The 25,006-nt window shown below is 64.1% G+C and carries 23 protein-coding genes and 1 pseudogene; 6 read left to right on the plus strand and 18 right to left on the minus strand.

The window, feature by feature from the left end:
- Positions 1-9 precede the first annotated feature (9 nt).
- From fabD to K4A76_RS16830, 4 genes are all read right to left on the minus strand, one after another.
- On the minus strand, positions 10-948 hold the full coding sequence (gene fabD, locus K4A76_RS16815) for an ACP S-malonyltransferase (RefSeq protein ID WP_274410744.1): 939 nt from the start codon (positions 946-948) through the stop codon (positions 10-12).
- 165 nt (positions 949-1,113) lie between these two features.
- Positions 1,114-2,124 (minus strand): phosphate acyltransferase PlsX, encoded by a 1,011-nt coding sequence (gene plsX, locus K4A76_RS16820; RefSeq protein WP_443218403.1) that lies wholly within the window; start codon positions 2,122-2,124, stop codon positions 1,114-1,116.
- 3 nt (positions 2,125-2,127) lie between these two features.
- Positions 2,128-2,310, minus strand: a complete 183-nt coding sequence (gene rpmF / locus K4A76_RS16825; protein ID WP_029887079.1) for a 50S ribosomal protein L32 — start codon at positions 2,308-2,310, stop codon at positions 2,128-2,130.
- 13 nt (positions 2,311-2,323) lie between these two features.
- Positions 2,324-2,851 (minus strand): YceD family protein, encoded by a 528-nt coding sequence (locus tag K4A76_RS16830; RefSeq protein WP_080709253.1) that lies wholly within the window; start codon positions 2,849-2,851, stop codon positions 2,324-2,326.
- A 96-nt stretch (positions 2,852-2,947) separates the two neighbouring features.
- Here K4A76_RS16830 and K4A76_RS16835 point away from each other — a divergent pair, with 96 nt between their 5' ends.
- The gene (locus K4A76_RS16835) at positions 2,948-3,526 is read left to right on the plus strand and encodes a Maf family protein (RefSeq protein ID WP_274410745.1); all 579 of its coding nucleotides are present in this window, start codon (positions 2,948-2,950) and stop codon (positions 3,524-3,526) included.
- 123 nt (positions 3,527-3,649) lie between these two features.
- Here the strand turns inward: K4A76_RS16835 and K4A76_RS16840 are convergent, their stop codons facing one another.
- Genes K4A76_RS16840 through rluC form a run of 3 tightly spaced genes read right to left on the minus strand, consistent with a single transcriptional unit; the run spans position 3,650 to position 6,280 of the window.
- Entirely contained in the window at positions 3,650-4,639 is a 990-nt protein-coding gene (locus K4A76_RS16840; RefSeq protein WP_009685073.1) for a S49 family peptidase, read from the minus strand.
- Between the two features lie 6 nt (positions 4,640-4,645).
- Positions 4,646-5,320: an HAD family hydrolase gene (locus K4A76_RS16845; RefSeq protein WP_054905786.1), complete on the minus strand. Its 675-nt coding sequence runs from the start codon at positions 5,318-5,320 to the stop codon at positions 4,646-4,648.
- Between the two features lie 3 nt (positions 5,321-5,323).
- The gene (rluC, locus tag K4A76_RS16850) at positions 5,324-6,280 is read right to left on the minus strand and encodes a 23S rRNA pseudouridine(955/2504/2580) synthase RluC (RefSeq protein WP_009685075.1); all 957 of its coding nucleotides are present in this window, start codon (positions 6,278-6,280) and stop codon (positions 5,324-5,326) included.
- 800 nt (positions 6,281-7,080) lie between these two features.
- On the opposite strand from rluC, the gene rne reads away from it, so the two are divergent.
- The gene (rne, locus tag K4A76_RS16855) at positions 7,081-10,347 is read left to right on the plus strand and encodes a ribonuclease E (RefSeq protein WP_274410746.1); all 3,267 of its coding nucleotides are present in this window, start codon (positions 7,081-7,083) and stop codon (positions 10,345-10,347) included.
- Positions 10,348-10,573: 226 nt separating this feature from the next.
- Here rne and murB read toward each other — a convergent pair whose 3' ends face one another.
- From murB to K4A76_RS16895, 8 genes are all read right to left on the minus strand, one after another.
- A complete protein-coding gene (gene murB / locus K4A76_RS16860; RefSeq protein ID WP_009685204.1) occupies positions 10,574-11,593 on the minus strand; it encodes a UDP-N-acetylmuramate dehydrogenase in 1,020 nt (339 codons plus the stop codon).
- Complete coding sequence (locus tag K4A76_RS16865) at positions 11,590-12,054, minus strand: low molecular weight protein-tyrosine-phosphatase (protein ID WP_009685205.1); 465 nt, start codon at positions 12,052-12,054, stop codon at positions 11,590-11,592. The genes murB and K4A76_RS16865 overlap by 4 nt, the downstream gene beginning before the upstream one ends.
- On the minus strand, positions 12,054-12,818 hold the full coding sequence (gene kdsB, locus K4A76_RS16870) for a 3-deoxy-manno-octulosonate cytidylyltransferase (RefSeq protein ID WP_054905782.1): 765 nt from the start codon (positions 12,816-12,818) through the stop codon (positions 12,054-12,056). The genes K4A76_RS16865 and kdsB overlap by 1 nt, the downstream gene beginning before the upstream one ends.
- Entirely contained in the window at positions 12,815-13,000 is a 186-nt protein-coding gene (locus tag K4A76_RS16875) for a Trm112 family protein (protein WP_003247142.1), read from the minus strand. Before K4A76_RS16875 ends, kdsB begins: the two co-directional genes overlap by 4 nt.
- A gap of 43 nt (positions 13,001-13,043) precedes the next feature.
- On the minus strand, positions 13,044-14,045 hold the full coding sequence (gene lpxK / locus K4A76_RS16880; RefSeq protein ID WP_274410747.1) for a tetraacyldisaccharide 4'-kinase: 1,002 nt from the start codon (positions 14,043-14,045) through the stop codon (positions 13,044-13,046).
- The gene (locus K4A76_RS16885) at positions 14,045-14,479 is read right to left on the minus strand and encodes an ExbD/TolR family protein (protein WP_012271149.1); all 435 of its coding nucleotides are present in this window, start codon (positions 14,477-14,479) and stop codon (positions 14,045-14,047) included. The genes lpxK and K4A76_RS16885 overlap by 1 nt, the downstream gene beginning before the upstream one ends.
- On the minus strand, positions 14,476-15,111 hold the full coding sequence (locus tag K4A76_RS16890; RefSeq protein WP_009685211.1) for a MotA/TolQ/ExbB proton channel family protein: 636 nt from the start codon (positions 15,109-15,111) through the stop codon (positions 14,476-14,478). Before K4A76_RS16890 ends, K4A76_RS16885 begins: the two co-directional genes overlap by 4 nt.
- A 495-nt stretch (positions 15,112-15,606) precedes the next feature.
- Positions 15,607-17,820 (minus strand): DNA internalization-related competence protein ComEC/Rec2, encoded by a 2,214-nt coding sequence (locus K4A76_RS16895; RefSeq protein WP_274410748.1) that lies wholly within the window; start codon positions 17,818-17,820, stop codon positions 15,607-15,609.
- A gap of 142 nt (positions 17,821-17,962) precedes the next feature.
- Here K4A76_RS16895 and K4A76_RS16900 point away from each other — a divergent pair.
- Positions 17,963-18,469, plus strand: a pseudogene (locus K4A76_RS16900) (DUF2062 domain-containing protein); the annotation flags it as partial.
- A gap of 9 nt (positions 18,470-18,478) precedes the next feature.
- Here K4A76_RS16900 and K4A76_RS16905 read toward each other — a convergent pair.
- The 3 genes from K4A76_RS16905 to K4A76_RS16915 form a co-directional block, all read right to left on the minus strand.
- On the minus strand, positions 18,479-19,258 hold the full coding sequence (locus K4A76_RS16905; RefSeq protein WP_029887525.1) for an ABC transporter permease: 780 nt from the start codon (positions 19,256-19,258) through the stop codon (positions 18,479-18,481).
- On the minus strand, positions 19,255-20,187 hold the full coding sequence (locus tag K4A76_RS16910) for an ABC transporter ATP-binding protein (RefSeq protein ID WP_009681882.1): 933 nt from the start codon (positions 20,185-20,187) through the stop codon (positions 19,255-19,257). Before K4A76_RS16910 ends, K4A76_RS16905 begins: the two co-directional genes overlap by 4 nt.
- A gap of 146 nt (positions 20,188-20,333) precedes the next feature.
- The gene (locus tag K4A76_RS16915; protein WP_274410749.1) at positions 20,334-20,957 is read right to left on the minus strand and encodes a glutathione S-transferase; all 624 of its coding nucleotides are present in this window, start codon (positions 20,955-20,957) and stop codon (positions 20,334-20,336) included.
- Between the two features lie 286 nt (positions 20,958-21,243).
- Here K4A76_RS16915 and K4A76_RS16920 point away from each other — a divergent pair, with 286 nt between their 5' ends.
- The 3 genes from K4A76_RS16920 to K4A76_RS16930 all read left to right on the plus strand — a co-directional run bounded on the left by K4A76_RS16920 (position 21,244) and on the right by K4A76_RS16930 (position 24,966).
- Positions 21,244-23,691 carry an acyl-CoA dehydrogenase gene (locus K4A76_RS16920; protein WP_274410750.1) on the plus strand — a complete coding sequence of 816 codons (2,448 nt, stop codon included), beginning with the start codon at positions 21,244-21,246 and terminating at the stop codon, positions 23,689-23,691.
- 92 nt (positions 23,692-23,783) lie between these two features.
- Positions 23,784-24,188 carry a PA2817 family protein gene (locus tag K4A76_RS16925; protein ID WP_110679739.1) on the plus strand — a complete coding sequence of 135 codons (405 nt, stop codon included), beginning with the start codon at positions 23,784-23,786 and terminating at the stop codon, positions 24,186-24,188.
- A gap of 235 nt (positions 24,189-24,423) precedes the next feature.
- Positions 24,424-24,966 (plus strand): fimbrial protein, encoded by a 543-nt coding sequence (locus tag K4A76_RS16930; RefSeq protein ID WP_274410751.1) that lies wholly within the window; start codon positions 24,424-24,426, stop codon positions 24,964-24,966.
- Positions 24,967-25,006: the final 40 nt, after the last annotated feature.

Consider the following 25,006-nt stretch of genomic DNA (forward strand, 5'->3'; position numbering starts at 1 on the left):
TTCTCCAATTCAGGCCAGTGCCGCGCGGGTGGCGGCAACGGCGTCAGGGGTATTGAGGTTGTAAGTGGTCACGCCATCGGCGCAACGCTTGTTCAGGCCAGCCAGCACTTTGCCCGGGCCGCACTCGACCAGATTGACCGCACCATTAGCCGCCAGGGCCTGCACGCACTCAACCCAGCGTACCGGCTGGTACAGCTGCGCCAGCAGGTCCTGCTTGAGGGCATCGAGGTCGGCCGCGATGGCGGCGGTGACGTTCTGAACCACCGGAATCTGCGGGGCCTTCCACTCGATGGCGTTGACCGCATCGGCAAAACGCTCGGCAGCCGGCTTCATCAGGGCGCAGTGCGAAGGCACGCTGACGGCCAGCGGCAGGGCGCGCTTGGCGCCTTTGGCCTTGCACAGCTCCATGGCGCGGTCCACCGCCGCCTTGTTGCCGGCGATGACCACCTGCCCTGGCGAGTTGAAATTGACGGCACTGACCACTTCATCTTCAGCCGCTTCGGCGCACAGCTCCACGACCACAGCGTCGTCCAGGCCGAGAATGGCGGCCATCGCCCCGTGCCCGGCAGGCACCGCTTCCTGCATCAGCTGGCCACGGCGCTCGACCAGGCGCACAGCGTCTTTCAGGCTGATGCTGCCGGCAGCGACCAGGGCGCTGTATTCACCCAGGCTGTGACCGGACACGAAAGCTGGCTTGGCACCGCCCTCTTCCAGCCACAGACGCCACAACGCGATGGACGCGGTGAGGATCGCCGGCTGCGTCTTGTCGGTCTGGTTGAGTTGCTCTTCCGGACCTTCCTGGACCAGCTTCCACAGGTCGTAACCGAGTGCGTCAGAAGCTTCCTTGAAGGTTTCGATGATCACTGGCTTCTCGGCGCCGAGCTCGGCGAGCATGCCCAGCGACTGGGAACCTTGACCGGGAAAGACGAATGCGAGAGATGCAGACATTGAACAAGCCCTTATGATCTTGTCGTCGGATAGGGTACGCCAGGCCTTGGGCCAGGCGCGGAATCTGAAAGCTTGGATGAAGACGCAGACCAAGCGGTCACATTTAAGCACTTCATCGGTGATATGCCTAAGGTCTTTGTTTGCCTGCTCGGGCCCCGTCGCAGGCTAAAGCAGCAGGTCCTCCAAACGCCCGTGCAAACGCTGCGGCAGATTCTCCTGAATCTCGATCAACGCCCGCTGGATGGCACTCTGGAACCCCTGAACGCCCGCGGAGCCATGGCTCTTGATGACGATACCCTGCAAACCCAGGAAACTCGCGCCATTGTGCCGCGCCGGCGCCAGGTCGGCCTGCAGACGCTTGAGCAGGGGCATGGCCACCGCTCCAGCAGCCCGCGCCAGCAAGCCGCCCTTGAACAATTGCTCGATCCGCGCACCGATCATGGTGGCCAGGCCCTCGCTGGACTTGAGCAGGATATTGCCAACAAAGCCGTCGCACACCACCACATCCGCCTCGCCACGGTACAGCCCGTCACCTTCGACAAAGCCCACATAGTTGAGCCCGCGGGCATTGTGCAACAGGCTTGCCGCCAGCTTGACCTGCTGGTTGCCCTTGATGTCCTCGGTACCGATGTTCAGCAACGCCACGCGCGGGCGGTGAACACCCAGGGACTGGGCGGCCACCGACCCCATCACGGCGAACTGGTACAGGTTTTCGGCACTGCAATCGACATTGGCACCCAGGTCGAGCAACTGGCAGTAACCGGCCTGGGTCGGGATCGCCGCCACCATGGCCGGGCGATCGATACCCGGCAGGGTCTTGAGCACGAAGCGTGACAACGCCATCAGCGCGCCGGTGTTGCCGGCACTGACGCAGGCCTGGGCCTTGCCATCACGCACCAGTTCCAGGGCGATGCGCATGGACGAGTCCGGCTTGCCACGCAGCACCTGGGATGGCCGCTCGTCCATGCCGACCACTTCACTGGCGGCGACGATTTGCAGGCGCGCGCGATCCGCAGCCGCAAGGCCACTGACAAGATCTTCCAGGAGGGAGGGTTGACCGACGAGGGTCAGGTGTAACGAGGGGGTAGCGGAAAGGCAGGCAATGCTAGCCTGAACAATGCTGCGGGGACCGAAGTCCCCGCCCATTGCGTCGATCGCGATGACCTGAGCGGACAAGGATTACTCGTCAGCGCCCTTGTCGACCACTTTGCGACCACGGTATACGCCTTCTGGCGAAACGTGGTGGCGCAGGTGGACTTCACCGGTGGACTTGTCTACCGACAGCGCGTTTTCCGACAGAGCGTCGTGCGAACGGCGCATGTCACGGGCAGAGCGGGATTTTTTGTTCTGCTGAACAGCCATAATTGATTAACTCCTAAACGTTTGGGTCACGCTTTAACTGCGCCAAAACACTGAACGGGTTGGACCGCGATACCTCGTCCTTGCTCGATTCGGGCTCGTCTGCGCCCGCCGGCTGCTGGCATTCTTCCGGATGATGAGCAGGCACGATTGGCAGGGCGAGCAGAAGCTCCTCCTCGATCAATGCCTGCAGATCCAAAGGATCTTCGCCCAGTTCCAGCACGTCATAGCCTTTCGGCAACGACTGGGTATTCGCACCCTCCTTCACCACAGCGTAAGTGCATTCGCTATGGATCGGCAGGGTGACCAGCTCAAGACAACGCTGGCAAACCATTTTGACTTCGACGTCCAGCTCGCTGTGGATAACCACCACGTGCTGTTCATCTCGTTCAAAATCGAACTTCGCCTGCACCGTACCGACATTGTCGGAAAGCGGGTCGCAGAGTCTTTCCAAATCAGCGAGCGGCAGCGAACCGTTAAGGGTTACGCCACGATCGGCTAATTTGCGCGGGTCAACGTGAGGTGGAATCGGGTCATTCAACATAGGCGCAGCATAATAGGGATGCCCCCCGCCCCTGTCAAAGGAAATTAGGCAGCATCGTGCGTGATAGAATTTGTTCAACTGAATCAGGAGTCTACCATGCTTCCTCTGTTACTGGCTTCCAGCTCTGCCTATCGCCGCGAACTGCTCGCCCGCCTGCAACTGCCTTTCACCTGGGCAAGCCCCGACATAGACGAGCAGCGCCAGGCCGGCGAGCCAGCGCCAGAGCTGGTGCAGCGCCTGGCCAGGCAGAAGGCCGAGGCACTGGCGGGCAACCACCCCGGGCACCTGATCATCGGCTCGGACCAGGTGGCGGTGCTGGGCGAACAGGTGCTGGGCAAGCCGCAGACCTTCGAGCGCGCGTGCGAACAACTGCTGGCGTGCAGCGGGCAGCAGGTGTGCTTCCTGACCGGGCTGGCACTGCTTAACAGCGCCACCGGGCAATGCCAGGTCGATTGCATACCGTTTACCGTGACCTTGCGCGAACTAAGCCCCGAGCAGGTGGAGCGCTATGTAGCGGCGGAGCAGCCGCTGGACTGCGCTGGCAGCTTCAAGGCGGAGGGGTTGGGGGTGAGTTTGTTTCAGAGCACCCATGGCTGCGACGCCACCAGCCTGATCGGGCTACCGTTGATTCGGCTGGTGGACATGCTGACCAAGGAAGGGGTGGTGATTCCTTGAGGGCCTGGGGCCGCTTTGCGGCCCATCGCCGGCAAGCCGGCTCCCACGGGTACTGCACAAGTTTTGAGAACTGTGGGGCACCTGTGGGAGCCGGCTTGCCGGCGATGAGGCCAGAACAGGCTATCAGCGCAGCTGTGGCCCCTGGAAGCCCATCCACATGGCCAGGTGCTCAGCCACACTGGCCCCGACCCGCTTGGAGAAGCGGTCAAACGGCGATTCCTGCACGGTGAAGTCCACCAGCTCCTTCTCGCCAACGATCTCGCGGGCCACATAGCTGGCACTGCCCAGCCCATCCACCAGCCCCAGCGCCTTGGCCTGCTCACCCGACCACACCAGGCCACTGAACAGCTCCGGGTGCTCCTTGTCTTTCAGGCGCTCGCCGCGGCCCTGCTTGACCATGGCGATGAACTGGTTGTGCGTGGTGTCCAGCACTCCTTGCCAGAACCGGGTCTCCTCGGGCTTTTCCGGCGAGAACGGATCAAGGAACGCCTTGTGCTCACCCGAGGTGTAGGCACGGCGCTCGACACCCAGCTTTTCCATGGTGCCGACAAAGCCATAGCCGGCCGCCGTTACCCCGATGGACCCCACCAGGCTGGCCTTGTCGGCGTAGATCTCGTCTGCGGCACTGGCAATGTAGTAGGCACCGGACGCCCCCAGGTCGGCGATTACCGCGTACAGCTTGATGGCCGGGTATTCGGCACGCAGGCGGCGGATTTCGTCGTACACGTAACCGGCCTGCACCGGGCTGCCACCCGGGCTGTTGATGCGCATTACCACAGCCTTGGTCTTGCTGTCCTTGAAGGCCTCACGCAGGCTCTTGACGATATTGTCTGCGCTGGCTGCCTCCTGGTCGGCAATCACGCCACGCACCTCGACCAGTGCGGTATGGCTGGCACCGCGCGAGGCCGCCTTGTCCATATCCATCAGCGGCGAGAACAGCGCCAGGATGCCGAACAGGTAAACGAAGGTCAGCAGCTTGAAAAAAATACCCCAGCGCCGTGAGCGGCGCTGCTCCTGCACACTGGCCAACAGGGTCTTTTCCAGCAGTTGCCAGCTCTTGCGCTCTTCGCGCTCCCCGGGCTCGGCCTCGGGGGCTTTCCATTCGTCTGCCATGCTCACCTACCTTGGAAGTGGAATTGCGGCCCCAGCCAACCACTCGCGCAGCTGGGAAAAATGCTCGATGCACACCTGCGGGCCGAACTCGGCCAGCGCCTGTAACGACATGGCACCATAGCCCACGGCCACCGAATGCATGCCGGCATTGCTGGCCATTTGCAGGTCGAATGCCGAATCTCCGACCATCAGCGCACGCTGCGGTTCTACACCACAATGGCCGAGAATTTCCTCGAGCATCAGCGGGTGTGGCTTGCCACGGGTCTCATCAGCGGCGCGGGTAATGTCGAAAAACGCCTGCCAGCCGTTGGCCTTGAGCACCCGATCGAGGCCGCGACGGGCCTTGCCGGTGGCCACCGCCAGGCGGTAACCCTCGGCGCGGAAGGCGTCCAGCGACTCGCTCACCCCCTCGAACAGCGGCGAAGGCTGCTGATCCAGGGCGGTGTAGATATCAGCGTAGTGCTGACGGAAGCTTTCGACCTGAACGGGCTCCAGGTGCGGGTACAGGGTATGGATGGCCTCGTCCAGGGCCAGGCCGATGATGCCCTTGATCGCATCATCACTGCGTTGCGCCTCACCGGCACGCACGGCAGCCGCGTTCATGGACTCGACGATGCGCCCGATGGAGTCGGCCAGCGTGCCGTCCCAGTCGAAGATCAGCAGTTCATAAGCTTTTTTCATAGGTCACGGCGCACTCAGCCGCTCCACCGTCTTGGCCCAGACTTCGTCCACCGGCGCCTCAAGCTTGAGCTCGCCACCGTCCGGCAGCGGCACGGTCAGCGCGTAGGCGTGCAGGAACAGGCGCTTGCCACCCAACTCACGAATTTCGCGGCTGAAATCTTCGTCGCCGTATTTGTTGTCGCCGGCGATCATGTGCCCGGCATGCAGGGTATGCACGCGAATCTGGTGGGTACGCCCGGTGATCGGCCGCGCCTCGACAATGGTGGCGAAATCGCCGAAGCGACGCAGCACGCGGAACAGGGTCAGCGCCTCCTTGCCCTCATCGTTCACCTCGACCATACGCTCGCCCGAGCGCAGGTTGCTTTTGAGCAGGGGCGCGTTGACCTGTTTCTTGGCCGTGGGCCAGTGGCCCCGCACCAATGCCATGTAGCGCTTGTCCACGCCATCACCGCGCAGCGCCGCATGCAGGTGGCGCAACATGCTGCGCTTCTTGGCGATCATCAGCAGGCCGGAGGTGTCGCGGTCCAGGCGGTGCACCAGCTCCAGCTCCTTGGCGTCAGGGCGCAGCTGGCGCAGCGCCTCGATCACGCCGAAGCTCAGGCCACTACCGCCATGCACGGCGATGCCGGCCGGCTTGTTCATCACGATCAGCGCCTTGTCTTCATAGACGATGGCCGCCTCCAGGCGCTGCAACAGCCCCTGGGCGACCGGTGCCGGCTCGTCGCGCTCCGGCAGGCGGACGGGCGGCACCCGCACGATATCGCCGGCCTGGATCTTGTACTCGGGTTTCACGCGGCCCTTGTTGACCCGCACCTCACCCTTGCGCAGGATGCGGTAGACCAGGGTCTTGGGCACGCCCTTGAGCGCCGTGATGAGGAAATTGTCGATGCGTTGGCCGGCAAGCTCCGGCGCGACTTCGATCAGCTGTACGCCGGAAGTCGGAGGGGTATTGGTCGTCATGGCGGGAATCATAACAATTTTTTATGGAATTGAAGCACTTAATCATTGCTGCTATAGTCGCGAACGCCGCCAAAAGTGGCAGGCCAGCAAAACCAGGCCCTGAGCCGGTTGCTGACCTACGCAATTCTCCAGGACGCGAGGCCGTCCTACGGGGTTTTCGCCAGTTTACCGAATTGCCTGGAATCGCCACCAGCGCTGTGTAGAGAAGACCGAAAAAAACGACAAGTGTGGTTGTTCACCTGCTTACCCGATTCTTTTCGTTGTAGCTCTGCCCGCCCCCGTCGCTTCCACGCAACGCAAGGCGAATGCTCCGGAAACAACAGCCTTGGACATGTAATGGCGTCAGCTTCCCATTCGAAGCTGGCGAAAAATGCAACCCGTTGCGGATTCAGCGCGCGGCAGCACCCGAATTATCAGGGATACGTGCAGGGTGGAGATGCACAGCCCTCGGACCGTGTAGCACCGCGTCCGGCCAGCAGCCGATTGAAGGCTGGTGAGCGGATAAGGTCCTGAACAGATGCCCCCGGGCGTCCACGGCTGACGGTTGATTCCTCCTCCTGACTGAGTGCACACGGCCCGCTTGGTTGATTCGGATACCCATTCGAAGCCACCGGGGCCTTGTTGGCACCGCAGCAAACAGGACGCGTCGTCGCGACAACGGCAGGCTGGGCAACCGGCTGGTGCCGAACGTTGCTCGACACGGGGGTGGCCCGGCCACCCTTTGCGCACCTTGGCACCGACCATGAGACGTCGTGTGTGCCGAACGCCGTTTCCGGCAGCCCGGAAACCGACGGTACAACATGAAAAGAATGCTGATTAACGCAACTCAACCCGAAGAGTTGCGTGTAGCCCTGGTGGACGGCCAACGTCTCTACGACCTGGACATCGAGTCCGGCGCGCGTGAGCAGAAAAAGGCCAACATCTACAAAGGCAAGATCACCCGCATCGAACCCAGCCTCGAAGCCGCTTTCGTCGACTTCGGTTCCGAACGTCACGGCTTCCTGCCGCTGAAAGAAATCTCCCGCGAATACTTCAAGAAAACCCCGGAAGGCCGGGTGAACATCAAGGAAGTGCTCAGCGAAGGCCAGGAAGTCATCGTTCAGGTCGAGAAGGAAGAGCGTGGCAACAAAGGTGCCGCCCTCACCACCTTCATCAGCCTGGCCGGCCGCTACCTGGTACTGATGCCCAACAACCCGCGCGCCGGTGGCATCTCGCGCCGCATCGAAGGCGAAGAGCGCAACGAACTGCGCGAAGCCCTGAACGGCCTGACCGTACCGGGCGACATGGGCCTGATCGTGCGCACCGCCGGCCTGGGCCGCAGCAGCGAAGAAATGCAGTGGGACCTGGACTACCTGCTGCAATTGTGGACCGCCATCAAGGAAGCGTCCCTGGACCGCGCCGCGCCGTTCCTGATCTACCAGGAAAGCAACGTCATCATCCGCGCCATCCGCGACTACCTGCGCCAGGACATCGGCGAAGTATTGATCGACAGCATCGACGCCCAGGAAGAAGCCCTGACCTTCATCCGCCAGGTGATGCCGCAGTACGCCAGCAAGGTCAAGCTCTACGAAGACAGCGTGCCGCTGTTCAACCGCTTCCAGATCGAAAGCCAGATCGAAACCGCCTTCCAGCGCGTGGTCGACCTGCCGTCCGGTGGCTCGATCGTGATCGACCCGACCGAAGCCCTGGTGTCCATCGACATCAACTCGGCGCGCGCCACCAAAGGCAGCGACATCGAAGAAACCGCCCTGCAGACCAACCTGGAAGCGGCCGAGGAAATCGCCCGCCAGTTGCGCCTGCGTGACATCGGCGGCCTGATCGTCATCGACTTCATCGACATGACCCCGGCCAAGAACCAGCGCGCCGTCGAAGAGCGCGTGCGTGAGTGCCTGGAAGCCGACCGCGCCCGCGTGCAGGTTGGCCGCATCTCGCGCTTTGGCCTGCTGGAAATGTCCCGTCAGCGCCTGCGCCCATCGCTGGGTGAAAGCAGCGGCATCGTCTGCCCACGCTGCTCCGGCACCGGCATCATCCGTGACGTCGAGTCGCTGTCGCTGGCCATCCTGCGCCTGATCGAAGAAGAAGCCCTGAAAGACCGCACCGCCGAAGTGCGTGCCCAGGTGCCAATCCCGGTAGCAGCGTTCCTGCTCAACGAAAAGCGTAATTCCATCACCAAGATCGAGCTGCGCACCCGTGCGCGCATCATCATCCTGCCGAACGATCACCTGGAAACCCCGCACTTCGAAGTCCAGCGCCTGCGCGACGACAACCCGGAAGTGCTGAACAACCAGTCCAGCTACGAAATCGCCGCCAGCGAAACCGAAGAAGCACCACAACCGACTGCCACCCGTACCCTGGTTCGCCAGGAAGCGGCCGTGAAAACCGCCCCGGCCCGCGCCAATGCACCGGTACCGGCCGCCGCCGAAGAGCAGCAACCTGCACCCGCCGCCGCCGCGCCGAGCGCGCCGGAGCCAAGCCTGTTCAAGGGCCTGGTCAAGTCGCTGGTCAGCCTGTTCGCCGGCAAGGACGAGCCTGCCGCTGCCCCGGTCGCCCCTGCCGCCGAAAAACCGGCCGCCGAGCGCAGCCCACGCAACGAAGAACGCCGCAACGGCCGTCAGCAAAGCCGCAACCGCAATGGCCGCCGCGACGAAGAGCGCAAGCCGCGTGAAGAGCGTGCCGAGCGCCAGCCACGCGAAGAACGTGCACCACGTGAAGAACGTGCCCCACGCGAAGAGCGGGCACCGCGGGAAGAACGCGCACCACGCCAGCCACGCGAAGACCGCCGCGGCAACCGTGGCGAAGAGCGCGTACGCGAACTGCGCGAGCCGCTGGACGCTACCCCACCGGCCGAACGCGAAGAGCGCCAGCCACGTGAAGAACGTGTAGCCCGTGAAGAACGCGCCCCACGTGAAGAGCGTGCACCGCGTGAAGAGCGGGCCCCTCGCGAAGAGCGTGCCCCACGTGAAGAACGCGCCCCTCGTGAAGAGCGTGCACCACGTGAAGAACGCGCCCCGCGTGAAGAGCGTGCACCACGTGAAGAACGCGCCCCGCGTGAAGAGCGTGCACCACGTGAAGAACGTGCTCCGCGTGAAGAGCGCGCCCCGCGCCCACCCCGTGAAGAGCGTCAGCCACGCGCGGCCGAAGAAGCGGCCGAACAGGCTGCCGAGCTGGCCGAAGAGCAACTGCCGAATGAAGAACAACTGCAAGACGAGCAGGAAGGCACCGATGGCGAGCGTCCGCGCCGCCGCTCGCGTGGCCAGCGTCGCCGCAGCAACCGTCGTGAACGTCAGCGCAATGCCAATGGCGAGCTGATCGACGGCGAAGAAGAAGGCAGCGACGAACAGCCACAGCAGCACCAGGCCACCGAGCTGGGTGCTGAACTGGCGGCCGGCCTGGCTGTAACTGCAGCGGTTGCTACCAGCAACATCAGCAGCGACGCCGAAGCCCAGGCCAACCAGCAGGCCGAGCGCGCCACCGCTGACGTCGTTGCCGCTGCAGCAACCGACAACAGCGAAGCCGCCCAGCCGGTTGAGCAGGCTGAAAAGCTCGAGCAAGTCGAAGTTGTCACCAAGGTTGAAGAAGTGGCCGTGGCCCCAGTGGTCGAGCAGCCGGTCAGCGAGCCTGTAGCCGTGGTCGAGGCAACTGCCGAGCCCGTGGTCGAAGTCGCGCCACAACCGGTCGTCGAAGAAGCGCCTGTTGTCGAGCCGGCCGTGGCTGTCGAAGCTCCGGTAGAAGCGCCAGCTGTCGAAGCCGGTGAAATCGAGCAGGCCCCGACCGTGGTCGAGGCTGCGCCGGCTGCCGAACAGCCTGCCCCGGTTGCCGAAGCCCAGCCAGAAGTAGTGGCCGAGCCTGCACCTGTGGTTGTCGAGCCTGCGCCGGTCGCGGCCCCAGCCGTGGTAGAGCCTGCCACTGTCATGCTGGCCAACGGCCGCGCGCCGAACGACCCGCGTGAAGTTCGCCGCCGCAAACGTGAGGCCGAGGCTGCCGCCAAAGCCGCGCAGGAAGCTGCTGCAGCCGCCGGAGAGCCAGCCCTGGAAACCGCCGATGAGCAAAAGCCTCATCATGGTTGATAGCCAAGGCTGAATGAAAAAGCCCCGCCAGTGCGAACTGGCGGGGCTTTTTCTTGGCCTATCACTTTATGTCAGCGCCGGCGCTGCCCTTTGTAGGAGCGGCCTTGTGTCGCGATGGGGCGCAAAGCGGCCCCAGGAATGTTTGCATTGACGCTGAAATCTGGGGCCGCTACGCGCCCCATCGCGACACAAGGCCGCTCCTACAGGTTCTGCACCGCCCTCTAATTCAGTACAGGTTAGGCTCCATCTCCAGCTCAACCCCGAACCGTTCGAGGATATCGGCCTGGATCCGTCGCGCCAGCGCATGCATCTGCGCCCCGCTCGCCTGGCCATAGTTGACCAGCACCAGCGACTGCAAGCGATGCACCCCGGCATCACCCTCGCGATAGCCCTTCCAGCCTGCCTGCTCGATCAACCAGCCTGCGGCCAGCTTTACCTGACCGTCAGCCTGCGGATAGGCGACCACGCCGGGGTACTGCGCACGGATGCGCGCCACGCATTCGGCCGAAACCACCGGGTTCTTGAAGAAGCTTCCGGCATTACCCAGCTCGGCCGGGTCTGGCAGCTTTTCGCGGCGAATGCTGCAGATCGCATCGCTGATCGCCTGCGCCGTCGGTTCGGTCACGCCCTGCTCTGCCAGGCGCTGGCGGACCGGGCCGTAGTCCAGGTGCGCGTGCAGGGTACGGCTCAAGGCAAACCGCACCCGCAGGATCAACCACCGGCCTGGGTTACGCTTGAATACGCTGTCGCGGTAACCGAAGGCACAGTCCGCCAGCGCGAAGTCGCGCAGCTCGCCCGTCTCGCGGTCCAGGGCCGTAAGGCCGACGAACACGTCCTTGATTTCCACCCCGTAGGCACCCACGTTCTGCATGGGTGCAGCGCCCACGGTGCCAGGGATCAGGCTGAGGTTCTCCAAGCCGCAAAAACCCTGCGCCAGGGTCCACTGCACGAACGGGTGCCAGGGCTCGCCGGCCTCGGCTTCGACCACCACATGCTCGCCGTCATCACTGAGCACCCGTCGGCCCTGGCTGGCCATGTGCAAGACCAGCGCATCGATATCGCGCGTCAGCAGCAGGTTGCTGCCGCCCCCAATCACCAGCACTGGCAACGCCAGGCGCTGAGCCTGGCTCAGCGCCTGGCGCACATGCAGGTCATTGCGGGCCTGGCTGAAATAACGCGCCTTCACGTCGATGCCGAAGGTGTTGTAAGGCTTGAGCGATACCTGCTCCTGCCATTGCCCGGTCATAACCGCCCCTTGATTTCCAGCACCAGCGCCTGGCAGGCCGATTCGATCAGGTCGAGTACCTGCTCGAAGCCATCGGCGCCGCCGTAGTACGGGTCAGGCACTTCATCCAATGCCGCACCATAGCGGCGCAGGAACAGGTCAAGCTCGCCCGTCGCCGTTGGCGGGCGCAGGGCACGCAGGTCGCGAAGGTTGCTCTCGTCCATGGCCAGCACCAGGTCGTATTCGGCGAAATGCCGCTGCTTGACCTGCTGCGCGCGTTGCCTGGACAAGTCATAGCCACGCGCCAGCGCCGCCTTGCAGGTGCGGCTGTCGGGTGGTTTGCCAACGTGCCAGTCGCCCGTACCCGCGGAGGCCACCTGCACGCGGTCGGCGAGCCCGGCGGCCTGCAGTTGGTGGCGCAGCACGCCTTCGGCAGTGGGCGAGCGGCAAATGTTGCCCAGGCACACGAACAGTACGCGCATCAGGCCTCCAGCAAGCGCCGTACGCGCTCCAGGTCTTCTGCGGTGTCTACACCCACGGCAGGCGCCTCGATCGCGTCCTCGACGTGGATGCGCACACCGTGCCACAGGGCACGCAACTGCTCCAGGGCTTCGGTCTGCTCCAGCCAGCACGGGCCCCAGCTGACGAAGTCGTGGAGGAAGCCCACGCGGTAGGCGTACATGCCGATATGGCGGCGGTAAGGTACGCCGGCTGGCAACTGGTCCTGGCCTTTGGCGAAGGTGTCACGCGCCCACGGCAGCGGCGCCCGGCTGAAGCTCAGGGCAAGGCCATGCTTGTCGCTGACCACCTTCACCGCATTGGGGTTGAACACGGTTTCCGGCTCATGGATCTGCTCGGCCAGGGTGGCGATGGCCGCTTGCGGGTGAGCAGCCAGGTTGGCAGCTACCTGGTCGATGATCACCGGCGGGATCAGCGGCTCGTCACCCTGCACGTTGACCACGATAGCATCGGCCGCCAGGCCCAGTTGCGTCGCCACTTCAGCCAGGCGGTCGGTACCCGACTCATGGTCGACACGGGTCATCAGCACTTCGGCGCCAAATGCCTGGCAAGCTTCGAAGATGCTGGCATCGTCGGTAGCGATGACCACGCGGCTGGCCGCGCTCTTGCGCGCCTGCTCCCATACATGTTGCACCATCGGCTTGCCGGCGATGGCCAGCAGCGGCTTGCCTGGCAAGCGCGTGGAACGCAGGCGGGCAGGAATCACCACGGTGTAGTCAAGGCTCATTTGTCCAGGCGCTCGTCGTCGGTCAGGGTACGTGCCTCGCTCTCCAGCATGACCGGGATACCGTCGCGAATCGGGTAGGCCAGGCCGGCACCCTTGCTGATCAGCTCGGTCTTGTCGGCGCTGAGCTTGAGCGGGCCCTTGGTGATCGGGCAGGCGAGGATATCGAGCAGTTTGGTGTCCATTGAAGGCTTCCTTTAGGCCAGATGGCCAGAAATGAAAACGGGCTCAGGGCTTGTGCAGCAAACGCTGCAGTTGGCAGTCGAACCAGGCGCTGAATGCCGGCGTGGGCTGTGCTTCGACAGCCAGGTACCACCAGTCGTCGGCGGCGAAGGCGCGGCATTTCACGGCGTCTTTCTCGGTCATGACCAGCGGTAGCGGTGGGCTGAAGGCCAGGCTCCGGGCGCTGAATTGTGCATGGTCGGCAAAAGGGTGCGGCAGCGGCTGCCAGTTTAGCCCCAGCAGGGTATTGAAGAAACGTTGCGGGTTGCCGATACCGGCCACCGCGTGCAGGCGCTGGCCGGCGGGAAAATGGTCGAGTGCGCGGCGCTCGCCACTGCGCAGGTTGACCAGTGCGGATGGCTGCAGGCGCAGGCCAAAGCCACCGGCACGGTCTTCGCCGGCACCATTGAACAGCACCGCATCGGCGCTCTGGAGACGTTCGGCAGGCTCGCGCAGCGGGCCGGCCGGCAGGCAGCGGCCGTTGCCCAGGCCACGCGCGGCATCGATCAGGACCAGCTCCAGGTCACGTGCCAGGCGGTAGTGCTGCATGCCGTCATCACACAGGATCAGGTCCAACGGTTCACTGGCCAGCAGGGCCTGCACGGCCCTGGCGCGATCTGGGTCGATCATCAGCGGTACCCCACTGCGCTGCACGATCAGCAGCGGTTCGTCCCCGGCCTGTTCGGCCGACTGGTCGGCCAGCACCCGCCACGGCAACTGCGGCGGTTTGGCGCCATAGCCACGGCTGACCACGCCGACGTTCAGCCCCTGCTGGCGGCAATGCTCGATCAGCCAGAGAATCATCGGTGTCTTGCCGGTGCCACCCACGGTGATATTGCCCACCACGATGACCGGCACCGGTGCGCGGTAGCTGGCACTTTCACCCTTTAGAAAGCGCGCGCGCTTGCGCGTGACCACGCGGCGGTACAACGCCTCCAGCGGGCGCAGTAGCGCCAGCGCCGGGTGCCCGGCGTACCAGACGGCGAGCAGGCGGTCGGCGATAGCCATCAGGGCGTGCCCTGGGCCGCCTCGACGGTGGTCATGCGCAATTGGCTGAAGCCGAGCTTGCCGGCAGCATCCATCGCAGTGACCACAGCCTGGTGCGGGGTCTTGCCATCGGCACTGATGGCCAGCGGCAGCTTGTTGTCACCACCCGACTCACGCTCGATGGCCTCGCTCAGGGTGGCCAGGTCGCTCTTGGGCAGCAGGTGGTTGTTCACCGAGTACACGCCTTCGGCGCTGATGGTGATTTCCACCAGCTTGCCCTGGTCGGCCGGCGCCTGCTCGGCACTGGCGGCCTCTGGCAGCTCGACCCGCAGCTGCGTTTCACGGGTGAAGGTGGTGGTGACCACGAAGAACAGCAGCAGCACGAACACCACGTCGATCAGCGACGCCAGGTTGATGTCGACGTTCTCCCGCTGGCGATTGCGCCGGAACTTCACGCCTTGCCTCCAGCCACTTCCACTTCGCGGTCGCCCTGCAGCACTTCCACCAGCTTGATCGCCTCCTGCTCCATGCCCACCACCAGTTCATCGATGCGGCGCAGCAGGAAACGGTGGAAGAACACCGCCGGAATACCGACCATCAGGCCCGCCGCCGTGGTGACCAGGGCCTTGGAAATACCACCGGCCAGTACCGCGGCGTTGGCGGTCATCTGCGTGCCCATGAAGGCACTGAAGATGTCGATCATGCCCAGCACGGTGCCTAGCAGGCCCAGCAGCGGGGCCATGGCGGCGATGGTGCCGAGGGTGCTGATGTAGCGCTCCAGCTCGTGAATGACGCGCGAAGCTGCCTCTTCGATGCACTCTTTCATGATTTCGCGGCCATGGCGCGAATTGGCCAGGCCCGCAGCGAGGATCTCACCCAGTGGCGAATCGGCGCGCAGCGCCTTGAGCTTGTCACTGGTGAGTTGCTTGTCCTTGATCCATATCCAGACCTGGCCCAGCAAGTGTGGCGGGGTGACGCGGCTGGCGCGCAGGGTCCACAGGCGCTCGATGACGATAGCCATGGCAGCGATGGAGCTCAGAATGATCGGCAGCATCATCCAACCACCGGACTTGACCAATTCCCACACAGTAAACGCCCCTTCGGATAAAGGCCGCCACTCTACCATAGGCACGGCGGGGGCTCATCTGCCGGAGATCGGGGAGCATGCCTTGGATGGGTATCAGGGCTGACAGGGGCATGCCTTGGGTTTTCCAGCGCCTGTGAGATCGAGCGCCGCCCGCGCGGCGCTTCGCGGGTAAACCCGCTCCTACGTTTGTTTCGGGCCAGTATTGCCTGTGCCGGACGCGCGCGACCGCCTTGTTTTTACGACGCGATATCGTGGCGGGCGCCAAGGCGTTCGCGCGCAAATCCCACAGGAATAACTGGCCCGAAACAAACATAGGAGCGGCTTTAGCCGCGAAGCGCCGCGCGGGCGGCGCTCGATCTCACAGGCGCTGAATATGTCGAGGCGAACGCTTCGGCGCTCGATCTTACACGCGCTGAATGTGTCGAGGCGAACGCTTCGGTGCTCGATCTCACACGCGCTGAAGATCTTGTGGCAAGCACCTGCAAGCCCCTCCCCTCACTCCCCCCGAGCCCGCCAGAACCGCCGCTGCCCCCGCATACCCTCAACCTCCCCCCACCCACCCAGCACCAACCGCAAAGCGCCCTGCACCGCCGTGTCATGCACCACCACCCCATGCCGCCGGTACCGCTCCACCACCTGCGCATGCGGGTGCCCAAAACTATTGTTGCGCCCCCGCGATATCAGCACCCCACGCGGCGCCGTGGCACGCATGAACCCCTCGCTGGAAGAACTGCGGCTGCCATGGTGCGGCGACTGCAGCCAGTCGATGCGTGGCGCGTCGGTTGCCGCCAGCCAGGCACGCTCCGCCCCTGCCTCCATGTCGCCGGCCAGCAACAACCGCTCGCCCTGCGCCTCGACCAGCAACACACAGGAGCGGTCATTACTGCTGCGCCCTTGCGCCCAGCGCCACAGCGAGAAGCGCACACCATCCCATTCCCATTGCTCGCCACTGGCACAGGGTTGCAACTGAACATCATCCAGCGCTTCCCCACCGATAACCCGCTCGACCGGCAAACCCCGCTGTATCGCCCCAGCACCGCCGGCATGATCGGCGTGGGCATGGCTGATCAGCATCACGTCCAGGTGACTCACCCCCAACTTGCGCAAGGTCGGCAACACCACCCGCTCCCCCAAGTCGTAGTCGCCCCTCGCCGGCCCGGCGTCATACAGCAGGTTGTGCTGCCGGGTGCGCAACAGCACCGCCAAGCCTTGGCCGACGTCCAGTTGCCAGACCTCCACCTGCCCGAAAGGCACCGGCTCGCGCGGCACCCAAAGGGCCAACAGCATTACCCCGCCCAACCCTCGCAGCGGCACACCACGGGGCAGCAGCACCAGCAAAGCCCCCAGGCAGACCAGCAGCCAGGCCCATAGCGGCAGGGCTGGCGGCACCCATGCCGGGCGTTGCTGCGCAACCAGCGCCAGCACCCGAAACAGCACATCCAGCAAGCCACCTGCCAGCCACAAGAAGGCCTCCCCAGCCCCACCCAACGGCAACAACAAGGTACCCAGCAAGGCCAACGGCAGTACCGCCAGGCTCACCCATGGCACCGCCACCAGGTTGGCCAGCGGCGCACTCAGGCTCACCGGCAAGCCCACGGCCAGCAGCACCGGCAACAAACCGATGGCAATCACCCACTGCGCCCGCGTCCAGGCCTGCCATGGCCGCCATGCCCCCAGGCGGGCACTGAAGCAAAACACCAGCGTGGCCACGGCGCCGAACGACAGCCAGAAGCCCGGAAGCAGCGCCGCCAGCGGCTCGACCAGCAACACGGCCACCAGCGCCAGCAACAGTGGCAGGAACGCCCCCAGGTGCCGAAAACGCAGCCGCCAGAGCAACACCACGGCCAGCATCAGGCAGGCACGCTGCACCGGCACCCCCGCGCCGGCCAGCCAGCCGTAGGCCAGTGCCGCACCCATGGCCAGCGCGCACGCCGAGGGCAGCCAAGGCAGCCGTGCGGGCCACAGCCCCCAGCGGGCCAACCCGGCGACCAGGCCGTAGAGCAAACCGGCAACCAGGCCAATGTGCTGGCCGGAAATGACCAACAAGTGCACCGTGCCGGTGGCCTGCAACGTCTGCCAATCTTCCCGCGCCAGGCCGGCCCCGTCGCCGAGCACCAGGGCCACCAGCGCGGCCTGCCGGCCGTTGGCATCGACCGCCAGCAAGCGCTGGCGCAGCGAATCCCGCCACCCATAGCTGGCCGGCGCCAGCAGCTGCCCCGCCTTCACCGTACCGGTAGCGCCGACCCGCCGGGCCAGCAACTGCGCTTCACGGTCCGGCCCATGCGGGTTCAACAACCCGGCGGGGCGCTGCAAGGTCACCGCCAGCCGCCACTGCTCGCCGGCCCGTACCGGCGGCCCGTCGAACCAGCTGACTTGCAGGCGTTGTGGCAGTTCGGCACGGCGCGAACGGGCGGCCTCCAGCTCGAAACGCACACCGTGCGCCGTGCGCGCCGGCAAGCCGACCACCCGCCCCTCCAGCCACAAGGTGCGGCCATCCAAAGCGGCCGCCAGCCGGTCATCCAGGGCCTGCTGGGCAGACCAGCTGGCCCAGCACAGCCCCAACAGAAAACAGCCCAATGGCCACCCGCGGGTGAACAGGCACACGCCAGCGCAAGCCGCCAGCACCCACAACCACCCGTCCGGTAGCAATGCAGGAAGAAAGCCCAGGCACAGCAGCCCGAGCGCAAGCGCCAACATCCCTGTGCGCATGAGGTAGAGCTCCAGAAGCCAAATCACCTTCTGAGGCATAGCCCAATTGCCGGCACAGCTTGCTCAACAATTGTCACAAACTCTGAACGAGGCTGAGCGGGAATAAGGGCATACTGCCCGGGTCAACGCTCCGGGAGCCTACATGCCGCGCCGACTTTTCAAACGCTACATGCCGGACCCGACCAGTATTCGGGAACACAAGTCCTTACGCTTTTTCGGCAAGTTGCTGCACGACCCGAACCTCTGGCACCTGAACCGCCATTCGGTGGCGCGGGCCATGGGCGTTGGCCTGTTCGCGGCACTGATCCCGATGCCGGCGCAGATGCTGCTGGCCGCCGCGCTGGCCATTCCGGTACGCGGCAACCTGCCGATCGCGGTCAGCCTGGTGTGGTTGACCAACCCACTGACGATGCCGCCGGTGTTCTTCGTCACCTACATGACCGGCGCCTGGCTGATGCAGGTACCACCGCGCACATTGCCTGACGAACTGACCTTCGAGTGGATCACCGACCAGCTGTCGACACTGTGGCAACCCTTCCTGCTCGGCTCGGTGGTGTGCGGCGTGGTGCTGGGCATTCTTGGCTACTTCGGCACCATGCTGTACTGGCGCTGGTGGGTGGGCCGGCAGTGGCGGCGGCGCCAATGCCGGTGCAAGGCCTCAGGCGCGCATGCCGCGGCCGCTGACCAGCAGGCGCACACACAGCAGGTAGAGCACCGCGGTGGCCACCAGCATGAAGGTGATCGCCGTACCGATGCTGATATCCGACACCCCTAGGATGCCGTAGCGGAACGAGTTGACCATGTGCAGCACCGGGTTGGCCAGCGACACGGTCTGCCAGAACGGCGGCAGCAGGTTGATCGAATAGAACACCCCGCCCAGGTAAGTCAGTGGCGTCAGCACGAAGGTCGGGATGATCGAAATGTCATCGAAGTTGCGCGCGAACACCGCGTTGACGAAGCCCAACAGCGAGAAGATGGTCGCGGTCAGCAGCACCACGGCCACGGTCACGCCCAGGTGGTGCACCTGCAGGTCGGTGAAGAACATCGACAGGATGGTCACGATCACCCCCACCGCCAGGCCACGCAACACGCCGCCCAGCACATAGCCAATGAGAATGATGTGCGGCGATACCGGCGACACCATCAACTCTTCGATCGAGCGCTGGAACTTGCTGCCGAAGAAGCTCGACACCACGTTGCCATAAGAGTTGGTGATCACCGACATCATGATCAGCCCGGGCACGATGTACTGCATGTAGGTGAAACCACCCATGTCACCGATCTGCCGGCCGATCAGGTTACCGAAAATCACGAAGTACAGGACCATGGTGATCGCGGGCGGCAGCAGGGTCTGCGGCCAGATGCGCAGAAAACGCCGCACTTCACGGTAGACGATGGTGTTCAGGGCGACCCAGTTGGTACGCAGTTCCACACTCATACGGCCACCTTCGACAGGTTTTTTTCCACCAGGGACACGAACAGCTCCTCGAGTCGGTTGGTCTTGTTGCGCAGGCTTTGCACTTCGATGTTCTGCAGGGCAAGCTGGCCGAACAGCGCGGTAATGCCGATGTCCTTGTCCACCTGCACTTCCAGCGTGTGCGGGGTCAGCAGCCGGCAAGGGTAGCCTTGCAACACCGGCGCCGTGGCCAGGTCCTGCTTGAGGTCGAGGACGAAGGTTTCGACATGCAGCTTGCCCAGCAACTGGCGCATGCTGGTGTTCTCGACGATGGTGCCGTGGTCGATGATGCCGATGTTACGGCACAGCTGCTCAGCCTCTTCCAGGTAATGGGTGGTGAGGATGATGGTGATGCCCTTCTGGTTCAGCTCGGTGAGAAAGCTCCACATCGACCGGCGCAGCTCGATGTCCACCCCGGCGGTAGGTTCGTCCAGGATCAGCAGGCGCGGCTCGTGAATCAGCGCGCGGGCAATCATCAGGCGGCGCTTCATGCCACCAGACAACGAACGCGACTGCACGTCGCGCTTGTCCCACAGGCCCAGCTGGGTCAGGTATTGCTCGGCGCGCTCCTTGGCCAGTTTGGGCGGGATACCGTAGTAGCCGGCCTGGGTCACCACGATATCGAAGGTTTTCTCGAACTGGTTGAAGTTGAATTCCTGCGGCACCACGCCCAGGCAGCGCTTGAGCGCGGCGGGCTCGCGGTCCAGGTCATGGCCGAACACGTTGACCGTGCCGCTGGTCTTGTTTACCAGCGTGGACAGGATGCCGATGGTGGTGGACTTGCCGGCGCCGTTGGGGCCGAGCAAGGCGAAGAAGTCACCTTCGGCAACGTCCAGGTCGATGCCCTTGAGGGCCTGGAAGCCGTTGCCGTAGGTTTTGGTGAGCTGTCGGATGGACAGGGCAGAACTCATAGCGGGTCACTTACCGAAGAATAAGGTGCAGGACACGCCAGATAACGTCACTGGCGCAGTGAGTGCGGCCAATGGTGCAAGGCCTGGCCGCACAAGTACAGTCATGTGTATTGATAGTGACTATCGAAACAGCCGTGGTGTTCGATTCAGGTCAGTGCCGTCATCACCGCAGCCTGGTAGGCCGGGCGTGCCTTGAGGCGGGCGTACCAGGCTTCCAGATGCTGCATGGCCGGGCGCTCGATGGGCAGCTCGAACCAGGCGTAGGCAAAGCACCCCAGTGGGATGTCGCCCATGCCGATCTGGCCACCGGAAAGATACGGCTGCTTGGCCAGGGCTGCATCGGCCATCGCCAGCAGCTCGGCACAGCGCTTGTGCGCAGCGTTGATCGCCACCCAGTCGCGCTGGTCTTCCGGGGTACGCAGCAAGCCCCAGAACAGCGGTCGGAAGGGGGTTGCCAAGGATGACGTGGTCCAGTCCATCCACTTGTCGGCCAGGGCGCGCTGGCGTGGGTTTTCCAGGTACCAGCCTCGCTCGGCGCCGTACTCGGCGCACAGGTAGCGGACGATGGTGTTGGACTCCCACAGGACCAGGTCGCCGTCCTCCAGCAGGGGCACCAGGCCATTGGGATTGCGCGCGCGGTAGTGCGGCTCGTTGACCACGCCGAAAGCGCCGCCGGCGTCGATGGACTCGAAGTCCAGGCCCAGTTCGTGGGCAATCCACAGCGCCTTGCGCACATTGCTCGAATTCTTGCGGCCCCAGATCTTCAGCATGGCAACGTCCTTATGAATGTGGAGGGCTGCACAGTCTACTCCAGAGTTTTCTCGCCTGTACCGGCCTCTTCGCGGGCGCGCCCGCTCCCACAGGTGTCTCACCCGTCTCGAACCCTGTGATATCCCTGTGGGAGCGGGCGTGCCCGCGAAGAGGCCGGCACAGGCTGAAAATATCCTGAAACTCCCGCCGCCACACCCTGTCACTGTTCTGACCCTGCCGTTCACGGCGTTACGTCTAAGCTGTCTGGGACGGTTCAAGCTCCCCTGGTTCCAAGGAGGACCGATTATGTTGCTGTTATGGTTGGTAGTGCTGGTGATCGGCGCGGCATACCTCACGCACCGGCGCCTGGCGCCCCTGCAGATTCTCGGCAGCGTGGCGGCCTACGTCCTGCTGATGAGCATTTTCAGCAACGCCCCCGGCTGGCTGCTGGCGCTGATCTGGATCGTGCTGGCGTTCAAGGTGGCCGTGGTGGCGCTGCCCGACTGGCGCCGCAGGGTATTTACCGGCCGGGTGTTCAGCTGGTTCCAGCGCACCCTGCCGCCCATGTCGCAAACCGAGCGCGAAGCGATCGACGCAGGCACCGTCTGGTGGGACGGCGAGCTGTTCAGCGGCCGCCCCGACTGGCGCACCCTGCTGGCCTACCCGGCACCAAAGCTGACCGAGGAAGAACAGGCCTTCATCGACGGCCCCACCGAAGCGCTCTGCGCAATGGTCAGCGACTGGCAGATCGGCCAGGACCTCGACCTGCCGCCCGAAGCGTGGGCGCATATCAAGTCGAACGGTTTCTTTGCCCTGATCATCCCCAAGGAATATGGCGGTAAAGGTTTCTCCGCCTATGCCCACTCCCAGGTGGCGATGAAGCTGGCCACCCGCAGCGGCGACCTGGCCTCGACCGTGATGGTGCCCAACTCCCTGGGGCCCGCTGAGTTGCTGCTGCACTACGGCACCGATGAGCAACGCAACCACTACCTGCCGCGCCTGGCCCGTGGCGAAGAAATCCCTTGCTTCGCCCTCACCGGCCCACTGGCCGGCTCCGACGCTGGCGCCATGCCCGACACCGGCGTCATCTGCAAAGGCCAATGGCAAGGCGAAGAAGTCCTCGGCCTGCGCCTGAACTGGGAAAAGCGCTATATCACCCTCGGCCCGGTCGCGACCCTGCTGGGCCTGGCCTTCAAGGCTTACGACCCGGACCATTTGCTGGGCGAGCAGGAAGAACTGGGCATCAGCCTGGCCCTGATCCCTACCGACACCCCCGGCGTCGAAATCGGCAAGCGCCACCTGCCGCTGGGCGCTGCCTTCATGAACGGCCCCAACAGCGGCAAGGATGTGTTCGTGCCGCTGAGCTTCCTGATCGGTGGCCAGGCCATGCTCGGCAAGGGCTGGATGATGTTGATGAACTGCCTGTCGGTGGGCCGCTCGATTTCCCTGCCCGCCGTCGGCACGGGGGCGGCCAAGTACACCAGCCTGGTCACCGGCCAGTACGCCACTATCCGCGAGCAGTTCAATGTGCCGCTGGCGGCCTTCGAAGGCATCCAGGAATCCCTGGCGCGCATCGGCGGCAACGCCTGGCTGATGGACAGCGCCCGCCTGCTCACCGCCAAGGCTGTGGACCTGGGCGAAAAGCCCTCGGTGCTGTCGGCGATTCTCAAGTACCACCTCACCGAGCGCGGCCGTGAATGCATCCAGCATGCCATGGACGTGCATGGCGGCAAGGGCATCATCATGGGCCCGAACAACTACCTGGGCCGGAACTGGCAGGGGGCGCCGATCTTCATCACCGTCGAGGGCGCCAACATTCTCTCGCGCAACCTGATGATCTTTGGCCAGGGCGCCATCCGTTGCCACCCGTTCGTGCTCAAGGAAATGGCCCTGGCCGGGCGCCAGGACCCCGACCAGGCACTGCGCGAGTTCGACGACCTGTTGATGCAGCACATCATGTTCGCCGCCGGCAATGCGGCCAGCACGTTCATCCACGGCATCGGCCTGGGCCGATTTGAGAAGGTGCCGGGCGATGCCTTGAGCCAAGGGTATTTCCATGCACTGAACCGTCAGGCTGCCGCGTTCGCGATGCTCGCGGACCTCTCCATGATGCTGCTCGGCGGCGCGCTGAAGCGGCGCGAACGTTTGAGTGCGCGCCTGGGGGATGTGCTCAGCCATCTTTACCTGTCCAGTGCCGCCCTGAAGCGCTACCACGACCTTGGCTCACCCGAGCATATGCGGCCGCTGTTGCGTTGGGCCATGGAAGAGAGCTTGGGCCAAGCGGAAAAGGCCTTGGATAGCCTGCTCGACAACTTCCCGAACCGCTTCGTCGGCTGCGCCCTGCGCGTGCTGGTTTTCCCATTCGGGCGCCGTCACACCGGGCCGAGCGATGAACTGGACGCCGAGGTGGCTGCACTGATCGGCCGTCATAAAGGCGACCCAGCGCTGGAAGAACTGCTGGCCGGCTGCTTCAGGCCCCAGGCTGAGGGAGACCCGGTAGCGGCCCTGCAACGGGCCTGTGACTTGCTGGGTGAAGCGGCCCCCCTGCAAAAAGACGTGCACCAGGCGCTCAAAGATGGCCGAGTGCGGCCCGCGCCCGGGCAATCGACCATAGAGGCCGCCGTGGCGGCGGGTGTGCTGCAGTCGACCGAGGGGCAACGGTTGCTGGCAGCCGAGGCAGCACGGCGGGCTGTGATCGACGTGGACGCCTTCGACAAGGATCAGTTGCTGCCCGAGCCCGGCAAGGTCCGCTAGACCGGAGCGGCCCATGGCGGGCCGCACTGTCTCCAAAAGACATGATCTGGCGTATACTCCGCGACCGTTTCAACGACACCGAGGACCGCCCCATGGCCACCCCCAATCTGGAATACCACCTGCAACTCCTGAACCACCTGCGCACCATCCTGGTGGCTTTGAGTGAAGCCGAGCAGGTACCAGAGGAAAGCCACGCTCTGTTCCTCGAACGCTTCGACGAACTGCTGACCCTGCTGCCGCAAGACCCGCTGGAAAGCCAGTACCTGGGCCAGGACCTGATCTGCCAGGTGATCCAGCGGTACCCGCAGATCGCACACTTGGTGCCCCGCGACCTGCTATGGTTCTTCGGCGGCGATTGCCTGCATTACATGCCGGACGAAGAACTCGATCTCTATCAGCGCCTGGAAGAACTGCGCTACGAAGCTGAACGCAGAGGCGAACCCTTCGACTGGAACCTGCAGAAACGTACGCTTGGTTCGCCCGACCTACCCCACTGATGCCACGTTTGCCCGGTGACACTGTGTAGAAGCGTCCCCGGGAAACTGCCCTTCGCGAATAGAGCATTATTTCCTACGCGCTCTTGTCCCATTACTTACCGTTATTCGCGGTCTTCCTACATTCGCCCTATTCGCCCGTCCATAAACTGTTCGAGTTCCGGAAGTGCACTGCTCACTCGCGATCCGGAACCTGCGGAGTTCACGCAGCCACCTGAACTTGATTATGGACATCACGATGAAAAGACTGTTTTTCCCGCTAGGCCTTGCGCTGGCGAGTACAACCGTTTCAGCGGCGACGGAAACCGGCCGCATCGACTTCACGGGTTACATCTACGCTGGCGGCACCTGCCCAATCGAGGTGGTAGAGCCGGGCATGGGCGTCCTGCCTTCCGTTTCCATGGGCAACTTCCTGCCCAAGCACTTCCCGGTAGTGGGTACCACTTCACCGGAAAAGGCGTTCGCACTGCGCATTACGCCCGACGCGACTTGCACGCCCAGCACCAAAGCCAGGGTCACTTTCGAAGCCTTGCATGGCGTAGTGGGTGGCGACGAGCTCTACGGGCTGCGCCGGGGCGACGGCACAGCATCGGGCCTGGGCGTACTGATCAAGGATCAGAATCACAACATCCTCAAGCCCGACATGGAGTCGGAAGAGTACGACATTTCTCCGTCGCAACCGACTGACATGCAGTTCTATGCAGCTTACCAATCGACAGACCCGGTAGTGACCGAAGGCCTCGCAGAGGCCCGCGTCAATTTCTCGGTCGAACTGCCCTGACGATTCACTCCAGGTGCCGCCCGCGCACCTGGAGTTTTCC

This window comes from Pseudomonas sp. NEEL19 (assembly GCF_028751975.1).
In the GTDB taxonomy this organism is placed as follows: domain Bacteria; phylum Pseudomonadota; class Gammaproteobacteria; order Pseudomonadales; family Pseudomonadaceae; genus Aquipseudomonas; species Aquipseudomonas juntendi.